Here is a 12747-nt window from a genome sequence, read left to right as displayed (position 1 = left end):
GGCCGGCCTGCCGATGCGCCGGTCGTGCGACATTATCTCTTGTCCAAGTACATTTCCCCCAAACGGCTGCTCCACGTTACGCGCAGCCACTGGGCCATCGAGAACCAGCTCCATTGGGTGCTCGACGTCCACTTCGCCGAAGACGGCAATCGCGCGCGAAAGGATCATGCGCCGGAGAACTTGGCCATTCTGCGTCGGCTCGCCCTCAATCTCCTGCGAACCCACCCCGATCGCAAATCCATCCGTCTCAAGATCAAACGTGCCGGCTGGGACGATGCTTTCCTCATGCAGCTCCTCAGCCATATGCGATAGCCCTGCGCTCGCGGGGGAGGGCTGGGGTGGGGGTGTCTCCACGAGTCATTGAGCGGAGAGACCCCCACCCGGCGCTCCGCGCCGACCTCCCCCGCAAGCGGGAGAGGTGAAGCATCTCAAGCACCGCTTTGTAACGGTGACTTCAGCCAGATTTCGGCTATGGTTGGAGCCGCAACGGCCGAAAGAGCCGTGCGAGGAGGAACCGCCATGGACGACCAGGCCCGTGAAGTTGGCCATTTGATGCTGATCACGCCGGAGCGCGTGTTTTATGCCGGACTGCTCGGCCGCCCGCGCGAGCGCTGTCCGGGCGCGTTCCATGTCTATGTCGCCATCAAAGGCGGCCTGCACCTTGCGACCAGCGACGGCCGCGAGTCCTATGGCGACCTCGTCGTGACCATGCCGAACCTGCGCCACACGATCGCGAGCGACTATCGCTCGGCGATCTGCGTCGCCATCGAGCCCGAAAGCGTCCGCGTCGGCGCGCTCGAGTCGTATGCAAGGCAGTTGATGGGCGCGGAAAGCCAGGTCTTCGCCGACCGCATTCGTGCCGCCTATGCCGCGCTGGCGCGGCGGCAATATAGCGATGACCTCTCGAATGCCGAGTTCGACATCATGTGCTTCGGCCAGGCGCTGCCGCAGCGTGTGCTTGATCCGCGCGTGGTGCGGGCGATCGCGCGCATCGGCAAATTCTCTGGCGAGCCGGTGACGGCGGCGGACTGCGCCGCGGACGCCTCGCTGTCGCCCTCGCGCTTCCTGCATCTGTTCAAGGAGGAGACCGGAATCTCGTTCCGCTCGTTCCGGGCCTGGAAGCGGGCGCGGCATCTGCTGCATTTCGCCAACCAGGATATCAACCTCGCTCATCTCGCGCAGGACATCGGCTATCCCGATTCCACCCATTTCAGCCACTCGATCCGCCGCTTCTACGGCCTGAAGCCGCGCGCGATCTTCTCCGGCTCGCGCGATCTGGCGATCTATCACAGCAGCGGATCGTTCACGGCGGCAGCCGCGTCATGACCTACGCGTAGCCCGGGTGGAGCGGAGCGCAACCCGGGACGGTGGGAGCAATCTGCGCGGATCCCGGGTTGCGCTCCGTTCCACCCGGGCTACGGTTTCGGCGACGTGGCACGCTAGTGCGACAGCAGCACGGGCAGCGGCGGCCGCGACATCATGCTGAGCGTGGCGCCGCCGAGTACGAATTGCCGGAAGCGGGAATGGCCGAAGGCGCCCATGACCAGAAGGTCGCTGTCATGGCTCGTCAGCGCGGCCTCCAGTGCGTGCGCGACCGTGCGGCCTCCGGCATCGACAGTATCGAGCATCACCTCGACGCCGTGACGGGCGAGATGCTTCGCAAGTTCCGGCCCGGACCGCTTGGTGTCGATGCGCTTCTCATTGGTCACCGTCACGATGTGAACGCGCTTGGCCTGCGCAAGCAGCGGCAAGGCATCCGCGACTGCGCGTGCGGCCGGACGGCTGAAATCCCAGGCGACCGTTGCCGTGTTCAGCGCGAACGGCTTGCGGCTGGTTTGCGGCAGCAGCAGGACGGGGCGCCCGGACTCGAAGATGACAGGTTCGGCATTCCAGGCGCCGAACAGCGCGTCATCCTGGACGGGAATGATGGTGAGGTCGCGAAGGCGCGCATAGTCGACCAATAGTTCGCGCAGTTCGGATGTCAGGCAGCGCTCCAGGATACGCTCCTCGAAGACGCCGCGCTTCTCTGCGGCGCCCTGGAACGTGGCGAGCGAGGCCTCGGCCTGAAGGCGTGATTTCTTTTCATCGGTTGCGGCGATTCCGGGAACATCGAGCAGCGCCGGGCTCAGGAAGCTGCCGGGCACGGCGACGCGGATCTCACAGGCGATCGCGGAAATCTTCGCGCCGATCGCGGCGGCGAAATCGGTCGCAAGATCGATTGCCGACGGCGGTGTCGTCTCGGGGTAGCTCGCGAGCGTCAAGAGTAGGTCCTTGTAGGCCATGTCGTATCTCCCAGTTTAAGGAAACTCATAGCCCCGCCGGGGCGGCCGGGTTTGATTCAGAGCAAACCTCCATGCGCGCTATTGCCACGGCGATCGGCCTGCCCGTGGCAATAGCCAGTCAACGCAAGAGGGCCCGGGCCAAATCCCGCATCATGCAAAAAACCGAGCCATTCAAACACCTTGGACTGGATGCATGAGCGAGAAGGCCGTTATCACCTGCGCGCTGAACGGCGTGCTGACTGATCCAAAACAGCACAACGTGCCGGTGACGCCGGAACAGATGGCGCGCGAGGCCAGGGCGGCCTTCAACGCCGGCGCCAGCATCATGCATATCCATCTGCGCCAGCAGGCGCCCGGCAAGGGCCATCTGCCCTCCTGGGAGGTTGGCGTCAGCAAGGAGATCCAGCAGGCGATCCGCGAGGCCTGTCCTGGCGTCATCATCAATCACACCACGGGCACTTCGGGCCCGAACTATCAGGGCGCGCTCGATTGCGTCCGTGAAACCAGGCCCGAGATTGCTGCCTGCAACGCCGGCTCGCTGAACTATCTGAAGGTCAAGGCCGACAACACCTGGGCGTGGCCGCCGATGCTGTTCGATAACGCGGTCGAGAAAGTGCAGGACTATCTCGACGTCATGAGGGACGCCGGCACGATTCCCGAATTCGAATGCTTCGACGTCGGCATCGTGCGCTGCGTCGGCATGTACCGGCAGACCGGCATGTATTCGGGCCCGCTCGAATATAATTTCGTGATGGGGGTTGCCTCGGGCATGCCGGCCGATCCGGAATTGCTGCCGATCCTCTTGAAGCTGAAGGCGCCGGACGCGCATTGGCAGGTCACCGCGATCGGCCGCGCGGAGATCTGGCCGCTGCACCAGCGCGCCGCCGATTTCGGCGGACACTTGCGCACCGGATTGGAGGACACCTTCTATCTGGCTGATGGCACCAAGGTGACCTCCAACGGCCAATTGATCGAGGAGATCGCCGCCTGCGCACGCCGCGCCGGGCGCGAGATCGCCAGCCCGGCCGAGGCGCGCCAGATGTTCGGGGTGAAACGTTAGGTTCGTGACCACCTGCCGTCATTGCGAGCGAAGCGAAGCAATCCATCTCTCGACTCGTGGCGCCATGGATTGCTTCGCTTCGCTCGCAATGACGGAATGTTGGGCGCGGCCGATGCAAGACAACAAGAGAGGCGGAGCATGAGCGATCTAACTGCGACCGGCGGCGTGCCGGGTCCGGGGCAGATCGGCCGGGTGGCGATCGGCGATCTCCTCAAGCGTGCAGCACGACGCTTTCCGGATCGCGTCGCGCTGACCGACGGCGCGCGTCGCGTCACCTTCACCGAACTCGAACGCGACGCCAATCGCTTTGCCAACTACCTCGTGCAGCGCGGCCTGAAGCCGGGCGAAAAGATCTCGACCATCTGCAACAACTCGATCGAATTCGTCAAAGCGCTGTTCGGCATTCATCGGGCGGGCCTGGTCTGGGTCCCGATCAACACCATGCTCGGGCCGTCGGACACGGACTACATCCTCGGCCATGCCGAGGTTCGTTTTGCGCTGATCGACGACAATCTGCATGCGCAAGCGGAGCGGCGCGCGGCGCTGGAGCAGCGCGGCATTGAGATGGTCGCGATCGATCTCGCCGGAAAAGTCGCGGCAACCGGCCTCGAAAATTTCAACGATCTCATCCAAGGCCAGTCCGACATCGAGCCCGAGATCGAGATCAACGACCGCGATCTCGCCATGATCATCTACACTTCCGGCACGACCTCCCGGCCGAAGGGCGCGATGCACTGCCATCTCGCGGTCGTGATGGCGGTGATGAGCAATTGCATCGAGATGCAGCTCTCCCGCGATGATGGCATCACCGGGCAATTCCCGCTGTTCCATTGCGCCGGCCATGTGCTGCTGCTCAGCTACCTCTCGGTCGGCGGCCGCATGGCGCTGATGCGCGGCTTCGATCCCGTGGTCTGCATGGAGGCGATCGTCCGTGACGAGCTCACCGTCTTCGTCGGGCTGTCGCTGATGTACCAGGCGATCCTCGACCATCCGCGGCGGCGGGAGTTCGATCTTTCCGGCTTGCGGTGCTGCATCTACACCATGGCGCCGATGGGCAAGCCGCTGCTCGAACGCGCCATCGCCGACCTTTGCCCGAACTTCGTGCTCTCCAGCGGCCAGACCGAGATGTATCCGGCGACCACGATGTCGCGCCCCGAAGTGCAGCTACAGCGTTTCGGCAATTACTGGGGCGAGTCGCTGATCGTCAATGAGACCGCGATCATGGACGACAACGGCAAGCTCTTGCCACGCGGCGAGATCGGCGAGCTCGTGCATCGCGGGCCGAACGTGATGATGGGCTATTACAAGGATCCGAAGGCGACCGAGGAGGCGCGCAAATTCGGCTGGCACCACACCGGCGACCTCGCGCTGATCGATGAGAATGGCGAGGTCCTGTTCCTCGACCGCAAGAAGGACATGATCAAGTCCGGCGGCGAGAACGTCGCATCCGTGAAGATCGAGGAGACGCTGCTCGCGCACCCCGCCGTGCAGAACGCCGCGGTGGTCGGCCTGCCGCACCCGCAATGGGGCGAAGCCGTCTCCGCCTTCGTCAAGCTCAAACCGAGTGCCGTGGCCGACGAAGCTGACATCATCGCGCATTGCCGACAGCATCTCGGCGGCTTCCAGGTGCCGAAACTGGTGCGTATCCTCGACGAAATGCCGATGACGGCAACCGGAAAGCTGCGCAAGGTCGAACTGCGGCAAGCGTATAGTGAATATTTCTCGGAAGCGAAAAGCGCATGATGTCAGCCCAACACTCCGCCGTCATTCCGGGGCGCGCGTCAGCGCGAACTCGGAATCTTGCGCAGCAATCTCCAGATTCCGGGTTCGACGCTGCGCATCGTCCCGGAATGACAGAGTAGGTTCATCCATGGCCATCATCGAAAACACCATCTCGCCTTCCAGCGCCGCATTCCACGCCAACCGCGACGGCATGCTGGCGCTGATCTCCCGTATGCGGGCTCTGGAGGAGCGGACGCGCGGGGCATCTGCCGCGGCAAAGGACCGTTTCCACAAGCGCGGGCAGCTCCTGCCGCGCGAACGGGTGGCGCTGGTGCTCGATCCCGGCTGGCCCTTCCTCGAATTCTCGACGCTCGCCGGTTACATGTTCGACGTCGCGGATGCGGACAGAAGCGTGCCCGGCGGCGGGCTTATTGCCGGCATCGGTTTTGTCTCCGGCATCCGATGCATGGTCAGCGCCAATGATGCCGGCATCGATGCTGGCGCTCTGCAGCCCTATGGCCTCGACAAGACGCTGCGGGTGCAGGAGCTGGCGCTGGAGAACAAGCTGCCCTACGTGCAGCTCGTCGAAAGCGCCGGCGCCAATCTCCTGCGCTACCGCGTCGAGGACTTTGTCAGAGGCGGCAACATCTTTCGCAACCTCGCGCGGCTCTCGGCCGCCGGCCTGCCGGTGGTCACAGTGACGCATGGATCGTCGACCGCGGGCGGCGCCTATCAGACCGGGCTCTCCGATTACATCGTGATGGTGCGCGGCCGCACCCGCGCCTTCCTCGCCGGACCGCCGCTGCTCAAAGCCGCTACCGGCGAGATCGCCACAGAAGAAGAACTCGGCGGCGCCGAAATGCACACCTCGATCTCCGGGCTCGGCGACTACCTCGCCGAGGACGATCGCGACGCCATCCGCATCGCGCGCGATATCATGGCGGGTCTCGAATGGGACCGGCGCAAGCCCGATCGCGCGTCGTTCAAGCCGCCGCGCTATGACGCGGAAGAATTGCTCGGCATCATGCCGATGGACCACAAGCGTCCGGTCGACATGCGCCAGGCGATCGCCCGCTTCATCGACGATTCCGATTTCACCGAGTTCGGGGCCAATTATGGTCCGGCCACGATCTGCGGCCATGCCCGCATCGAGGGGCAGGCGATCGGCATCATCACCAATAACGGCCCGCTCGATGTGCCCGGCGCCAACAAGGCGACGCATTTCATCCAGGCCTGCTGCCAGTCGCGCACGCCGCTGCTTTATATGAACAACACCACCGGCTACATGGTCGGCAAGGCCTATGAGGAGGCGGGCATGATCAAGCACGGCTCCAAGATGATCCAGGCGGTGACGTCTGCGACCGTGCCGCAGATCACGATCTATTGCGGCGCGTCGTTCGGCGCCGGCAATTACGGCATGTGCGGCCGCGGCTTCCATCCGCGGTTCTGTTTCTCCTGGCCCAATGCCAAGACCGCAGTGATGGGCGGCGAGCAGGCCGCCGAGACCATGGCGATCGTCACCGAAGCCGCCGCCGCGCGGCGCGGCAAGCCGGTCCCGAAGGAGAGACTGGATGCGATGAAGGCCGAGATCATCGGCGTGTTCGACGGCCAGATGGACGTATTCTCCACCAGCGCGCGCGTGCTCGACGACGGCGTGATCGATCCGCGCGACACCCGCAGCGTTCTTGCAGAGGTGCTTGCGATCTGCCGCGAGGCAGAGGCGCGCTCGCCCCAGCGCATGCAGTTCTCGGTGGCGCGGCCATGAGTCGTGAAGGGAGCGGGATGTTCTACCGGATCCTGATTGCCAATCGCGGCGAGATCGCGCTGCGGATCATGCGCGCCGCGCGGCGGCTCGGCTATGGCGTAGTCGCGGTTTATTCCGATGCCGACCGCGATGCGCTGCATGTGCGCGAGGCCGATCACGCGGTCCGTATCGGCGAGGCGCTGCCGTCGCAATCCTATCTCAACATCGATGCGATCATCGCCGCGGCGAAAGCCAGCGGCGCCGGCGCCGTGCATCCCGGCTATGGCTTCCTTGCCGAGAATGAGGAGTTTGCGCGAGCCTGCCGTGACGCCGGCCTCGTCTTCATCGGTCCCTCGCCGGAAGCGATCCGCGCGATGGGCAACAAGGCCGGCGCCAAGGAGATCATGCAAAAGGCCGGTGTGCCCTGCGTGCCCGGCTATCAGGGCGTCGACCAGAGCGGCGAGATCATGCTGGCGGAAGCCAGGCGCATCGGCTTTCCCGTGATGATCAAGGCGGTCGCCGGCGGCGGCGGCCGCGGCATGCGGCTGGTCGCAGACGCAGCCTCGTTCCCGGATGCGCTGCGCAGCGCGCGCTCGGAGGCGCAGGGCGCGTTCGGCGATGCGACGGTCATCCTGGAGCGCGCGATCGTCGATCCCCGTCACATCGAGATCCAGGTGTTTGGTGACCATCACGGCAACGCGATCCATCTCGGCGAGCGCGATTGCTCGGTGCAGCGGCGGCACCAGAAGCTGATCGAGGAGGCGCCGTCGCCGGCGGTGTCGGAAGAGTTGCGGGCGCGGATGGGGGCGGTCGCGGTCCAGGCGGTGAAGGCGCTTCGCTACGAGGGCGCCGGCACGCTGGAATTTTTGCTCGACGGCAATGGCGATTTCTATTTCATGGAGATGAACACGCGCCTGCAGGTCGAGCATCCCGTCACCGAGGCGATCACCGGGCTCGATCTGGTCGAGCTGCAGTTGCGCGTCGCCCGCGGCGAGCCGCTCGGCGTGAAGCAGGAAGACATCACATTTTCCGGCCACGCGATCGAGGTGCGGTTGTGCTCGGAGGATGCGGACCATGACTTCATGCCGCAATCGGGCAGGATGGCGCGCTGGCAGATGCCGGACGGCGTCCGCGTCGAGCATGCGCTGCAATCGGGCTCGGAAATCCCGCCATTCTATGACTCCATGATCGCCAAGATCATCAGCCATGGCGTCGACCGGCGCGAAGCGCGCAGCAAGCTGATCGTCGCGCTGGAGCAGGTCGAAGCCTTCGGCGTCACCACCAACCAGGGCTTTTTGATCTCCTGCCTGCGCCATCCGGCCTTCGCCAAAGGCGAGGCGACGACGTCGTTCATATCGGCGCATCGGGGCGAGCTGCTGGCGCCGCGCGCGGACGAGAGCGCGGATGCGGCGCTGGCGGCGCTGCTGTTCTATGTCACCAATCCGCACGCGCCACCGTGGCGGAGCGGCCGCTCGCTCGCGGCGACGTTTCCGCTCGGATTGCGCATCGATCTCGGCCGCGGCCTCCGCGAGGTCGAGATCGTGCGCGAGCGCGACGGCTGCTATGTCGCCGATGTCGCGGGACACAAGCATCGTTTCGAGATCGACGAACTTGGTTCCGACGCGATCCGCTATCGCACCAACGGCCTCATGGCGCGCGCGAAATTCCTGCGCGATGGCGATCGTCTCTACATCCTGCATCACGACGTCACGCTCTCGGTCCGCGACCTGACGCTGGCGCCGCCCGAAGCTGCTGCGGGGGCCAATGGCGACGGCAAGGTTCGCGCCGCCATGAACGGCCGCGTCGTCGCCGTGCTGGTCAAACCGGGCGAACGGGTCGCTGCCGGCCAGCCCGTGATGACATTGGAAGCGATGAAGATGGAGCACGTGCACACCGCCGGTGTCGCGGGCACGGTGTCGGCGATCGACGTCGCCGAAGGTGAGCAGGTGACGACGGGAAGGATTGTCGTCGAGATCGAAGCTGCAGCCTAACCCCACGTCATTGCGAGGAGCAAAGCGACGAAGCAATCCATATCTCCGCGCGTGGCGACATGGATTGCTTCGCTTCGCTCGCAATGACAGCGGTTAAGGTGAGTTCGCGCGTCCTGTTCCCTCGTTCAGCCAGCACGCCACCTGATGTCTGGCGCCTGCGTCCACCAGCGGCGGGCGTTCCAGCTTGCAGCGATCCATCGCGTAGCGGCAGCGGGTGTGGAAGGCGCAGCCGGAGGGCGGGTTGATCGGGCTCGGCACGTCGCCCTCGACCAAAGGCGTCAGCCGCTTGACGCGCGGATTGGCGACCGGAACCGAGGCGAGCAGGGCCTGGGTGTAGGGATGGCGCGGGTTGGCGAACAGCTCGGCCTTGTCAGCGATTTCGACGATGCGGCCGAGATACATCACCGCGACGCGGTGGCAGATATGGGCGACGACGGCGAGATCATGCGCGATGAACAGATAGGAGAAGTTGCGCTGGCGCTGCAGGTCGATCAGCAGATTGATCACCTGCGCCTGGATCGAGACGTCGAGCGCGGAAACCGGCTCGTCGCAGACGATCAGGCTCGGCCCGAGCGACAGCGCGCGTGCGATGCAGATACGCTGGCGCTGGCCGCCGGAGAACTGGTGCGGATAGTTCTTCATCTGGTCGGGTCGCAGGCCGACCTGCTGGAACAGTTCGGCGACGCGTTCCTGCTTCCGCTCGCCCGAGGCCAGTCCGTGCACGCTCAGGGGTTCGCCGACGATGTCGCCCGCAGTCATGCGGGGGTTGAGCGAGGCAAACGGATCCTGGAACACGATCTGCATCGAGCGGCGGTAGGGGCGCAGCTCCGATTTGCTCAAGCGCGTGATCGCCTCGCCGTTCAGCCGGATCTCGCCGCTCGACGGTTCGACCAGCCGCAGCACGCTGCGCGCCACCGTCGACTTGCCGCAGCCGGATTCGCCGACCAGCCCCAGCGTTTCGCCGGGAGCCAGCGCAAAACTCACACCATCGACCGCATGCACGGTGCCGACCTGGCGGCGCAGCACGCCGCCGCGCACCGGATAATGTTTCACGAGGTCGGTGACCTCCAAGAGCGGCTGCGCTTCGGTCATGACGCCTCCGCCATCTCGCCCGCGCGCCAGCAGGCGGCAAGGTGCCGGCCGCCGAAATCGCCGAGCGGCGGATATTCCTCGCGACAGCGCGGGATCGCGAACCGGCAGCGCGGCGCGAACGCGCAGCCCGTCGGCAGTTTCGTCAGCGACGGCACCATGCCCGGAATCTCGACCAGTCGCACATCGGCCTTTGCGTCGAGCGAGGGCACCGCCGGGATCGAGGCCATCAGGCCGCGCGTATAGGGATGCAGCGGATTCTCGAACAGCGCCTCGACGCTTGCTTCCTCGACCTTCCTGCCGGCATACATCACGATCACGCGCTGCGCCGTCTGCGCGACCACGCCGAGATCGTGCGTGATCAGGATCAGTCCGGTGCCGAGCTTCTTCTGCAGGTCGACCATAAGCGCCAGGATCTGCGCCTGGATCGTCACATCCAGCGCGGTGGTCGGCTCGTCCGCGATCAACAGCGCCGGCCGGCAGGCCAGCGCCATCGCGATCATCGCGCGCTGGCGCATGCCGCCCGAGAGTTGGTGCGGATATTCCTGCGCCCGCCGCTCCGGCTCGGGAATGCGGACCAGGCGCAGCATGTCGACCGCCTGCTTCCAGGCCTCCCTGCTGCTGATGTCCTGGTGCAGCCGCAAGGCTTCCGTGATCTGGTCGCCAATCCGCATCACGGGGTTGAGCGAGGTCATCGGCTCCTGGAAGATCATCGAGATGCGGTTGCCGCGGATCTTGCGCATCGCTTCCTCATCGAGCGCGAGCAGGTCTTTGCCTTCGAGCACGATCTCGCCGCCAACGATCCTGCCGGGCGGGTCCGGCACCAGCCGCATCACCGAGAGCGCGGTCACGCTCTTGCCGCAGCCGGATTCGCCGACGATCGCCAGCGTCTCGCCGCGGCGGACGCTGAAGGAAACGTCGTCGACCGCCCTGAACAATCCTGAATTGGTGAAGAACACCGTTTTCAGGTTCTTCACCTCGAGCACCGTCTCTCCCTTGCCTGCTCCGCTCATCAGCCGCGCTGCCTCGGATCGAGAATGTCGCGCAAGGCGTCGCCGAACAGATTGGTGCCGAACACAGCCAGGCTGATCGCGATCCCCGGGAAGATCACGAGCCACGGCGCGACGCGTACATATTCGGCGGCAGATTCTGAGAGCATGCGCCCCCAGGACGGGTAGGGTTCGGGAATGCCGAGGCCGAGAAACGACAAGGACGCCTCCGTCAGGATGGTTGAGCCGAGCTGCGCGGTCGCGAGCACGATCAGCGGAGCCAGCGTGTTCGGCAGAACGTGGCGGAACGCGATCCGCATTTCGCTCATGCCGATCGATTTGGCCGCTTCCACGAACGGCAGTTCGCGCAGCGCCAGCGTGTTGGCGCGGATCACGCGCGCAACCGTCGGGATCAAGGGAATCGCGATCGCGATGATGACGTTCGGCAGCGACGGGCCGAGCGCGGCCGTCATCACCAGCGCCAGCACCAACAGCGGCAGCGACTGCAGGATGTCGGTGATGCGCTGGAACAGGAGATCGACCCAGCCGGAGAGATAGCCGGAGGCGAGGCCGACGATGACGCCGATCGATGCGCCGAGCGCCGTCGAGCCGATACCGACCGCGAGCGAGATGCGCGCGCCATAGATGATGCGGCTCCAGACGTCACGGCCGAAGGAATCGGTTCCGAACCAGTGCAGGGCATCAGGCGCCGCCAACCGATGCGCGGAATCCACCGCCAGTGGATCGTACCGGCTGATCAGATCCGCCGAGAGCGCCATCGCGACGAACAGCACCATGATGACGAGGCCGACCGTGCCGAGCAGGTAACGCTGCGCAAGGAACGCCAGCCGCCGCCAGCCATGCGTGGCGTCAGCGCCGGCGCGTTTCAGTTCGGCATCAAAGTTGATGACAGCCAAAGGCTAATCTCCAAAGCGAATGCGCGGGTCGATCGCGGCGTAGAGCATGTCGACCGTGAAGTTGACGACAACCACGACGACCGCGATGAACATCACGAGATTCTGCACGATCGGGTAATCGCGCCAACGCAGCGCCTCGACCAAAAAGCGCGCGATGCCGGGGATGTTGAACACCGTCTCGGTGACGATCAGTCCGCCGATCAGGAATGCCGCCTCGATGCCGATCACGGTGATCACGGGCAGCACCGCGTTCTTCAGCGCGTGGTGGTAGTTGACGGAGGCCTCCGAGGCGCCCTTGGCGCGGGCGGTGCGGATATAGTCCTGCCGCAGGATCTCCAGCATCGAGGAGCGGGTGATGCGCATGGTCAAAGCCGCGCTGCGGAAGCCGACGGCCATCGCCGGAATGCAGTAGATCGCGAACGCCTCGGCCCAGGTCCGCGGATTCGGGTTGAAGATCGGCATCCAGCCGAGCATCGATACTGACGCCATCAGGATCAGAAGCCCCAGCCAGAACGACGGCAGCGACAGCCCGCTCAGGCTGACCACGCGCAAGGCGTAGTCGAGCCGCGTGCCCTGATGCACTGCGCTGAGCACGCCCAGGGGAATGCCGATCGAGGCCGAGAACAGCAACGCGAGGCCGGCGAGCCTCGCGGTGATCGGGATCCGCGGCAGGATCTCCTGCAGCGCCGGCTTTTCCGAGACGTAGGAATAGCCAAGATCGCCGTGCAAGAGGCCGCCGATCCACTTGAGATACTGCACCACGATCGGGTCGCTGAGGCCGAGCTCCTTCTGCAGGTTGGCCTTGTCGGCGGGATCGACATAGCCGGCGGCATCGAACAGGATATCGACGATGTTGCCGGGCACGATGCGCAGCAGCACGAAGATGATGACCGAGATCCCGAACAGGGTCACGAGCATCAGGAAGAGGCGCCTGACGATATAGGCTAGCACCT

At 65.1% G+C, this 12747-nt stretch carries 11 protein-coding genes; 6 read left to right on the top strand and 5 right to left on the bottom strand.

From position 1 onward, the window contains the following. Together K288_RS0134165 and K288_RS0134160 are read left to right on the top strand one after the other, a co-directional pair. The coding region (locus K288_RS0134165) for an ISAs1 family transposase (RefSeq protein ID WP_027583589.1) at positions 1-312 on the top strand (312 nt) is incomplete at its 5' end. Positions 313-519: 207 nt separating this feature from the next. After that, a complete protein-coding gene (locus K288_RS0134160) occupies positions 520-1326 on the top strand; it encodes a helix-turn-helix domain-containing protein (protein WP_027583588.1) in 807 nt (268 codons plus the stop codon). A gap of 113 nt (positions 1327-1439) precedes the next feature. Here the strand turns inward: K288_RS0134160 and K288_RS0134155 are convergent, their stop codons facing one another. Next, positions 1440-2282 (bottom strand): universal stress protein, encoded by an 843-nt coding sequence (locus tag K288_RS0134155; RefSeq protein ID WP_027583587.1) that lies wholly within the window; start codon positions 2280-2282, stop codon positions 1440-1442. A gap of 193 nt (positions 2283-2475) precedes the next feature. Here K288_RS0134155 and K288_RS0134150 point away from each other — a divergent pair, with 193 nt between their 5' ends. From K288_RS0134150 to K288_RS0134135, 4 genes are all read left to right on the top strand, one after another. Then, positions 2476-3342: a 3-keto-5-aminohexanoate cleavage protein gene (locus K288_RS0134150; RefSeq protein ID WP_027583586.1), complete on the top strand. Its 867-nt coding sequence runs from the start codon at positions 2476-2478 to the stop codon at positions 3340-3342. Positions 3343-3480: 138 nt separating this feature from the next. Then, the gene (locus tag K288_RS0134145; protein ID WP_027583585.1) at positions 3481-5085 is read left to right on the top strand and encodes an AMP-binding protein; all 1605 of its coding nucleotides are present in this window, start codon (positions 3481-3483) and stop codon (positions 5083-5085) included. Between the two features lie 127 nt (positions 5086-5212). Continuing rightward, positions 5213-6829: a carboxyl transferase domain-containing protein gene (locus K288_RS0134140; protein WP_027583584.1), complete on the top strand. Its 1617-nt coding sequence runs from the start codon at positions 5213-5215 to the stop codon at positions 6827-6829. After that, a complete protein-coding gene (locus K288_RS0134135; RefSeq protein WP_027583583.1) occupies positions 6826-8799 on the top strand; it encodes an acetyl-CoA carboxylase biotin carboxylase subunit in 1974 nt (657 codons plus the stop codon). The genes K288_RS0134140 and K288_RS0134135 overlap by 4 nt, the downstream gene beginning before the upstream one ends. A 93-nt stretch (positions 8800-8892) precedes the next feature. Here the strand turns inward: K288_RS0134135 and K288_RS0134130 are convergent, their stop codons facing one another. The 4 genes from K288_RS0134130 to K288_RS0134115 are packed head-to-tail and all read right to left on the bottom strand — an operon-like array spanning position 8893 to position 12745. After that, positions 8893-9891: a dipeptide ABC transporter ATP-binding protein gene (locus tag K288_RS0134130; RefSeq protein ID WP_027583582.1), complete on the bottom strand. Its 999-nt coding sequence runs from the start codon at positions 9889-9891 to the stop codon at positions 8893-8895. Next, positions 9888-10901, bottom strand: a complete 1014-nt coding sequence (locus K288_RS0134125) for an ABC transporter ATP-binding protein (protein WP_027583581.1) — start codon at positions 10899-10901, stop codon at positions 9888-9890. Before K288_RS0134125 ends, K288_RS0134130 begins: the two co-directional genes overlap by 4 nt. Beyond that, a complete protein-coding gene (locus K288_RS0134120; protein WP_027583580.1) occupies positions 10901-11794 on the bottom strand; it encodes an ABC transporter permease in 894 nt (297 codons plus the stop codon). Before K288_RS0134120 ends, K288_RS0134125 begins: the two co-directional genes overlap by 1 nt. A 3-nt stretch (positions 11795-11797) precedes the next feature. Then, a complete protein-coding gene (locus tag K288_RS0134115) occupies positions 11798-12745 on the bottom strand; it encodes an ABC transporter permease (protein WP_027583579.1) in 948 nt (315 codons plus the stop codon). Positions 12746-12747 lie beyond the last annotated feature (2 nt).

Origin of the sequence: Bradyrhizobium sp. Ai1a-2 (genome assembly GCF_000426245.1) — a bacterium.
Classification (GTDB): Bacteria; Pseudomonadota; Alphaproteobacteria; order Rhizobiales; family Xanthobacteraceae; genus Bradyrhizobium.
Note: the sequence above shows the minus strand (reverse complement) of the source record. Positions and strands in the feature narration are given on the sequence as shown.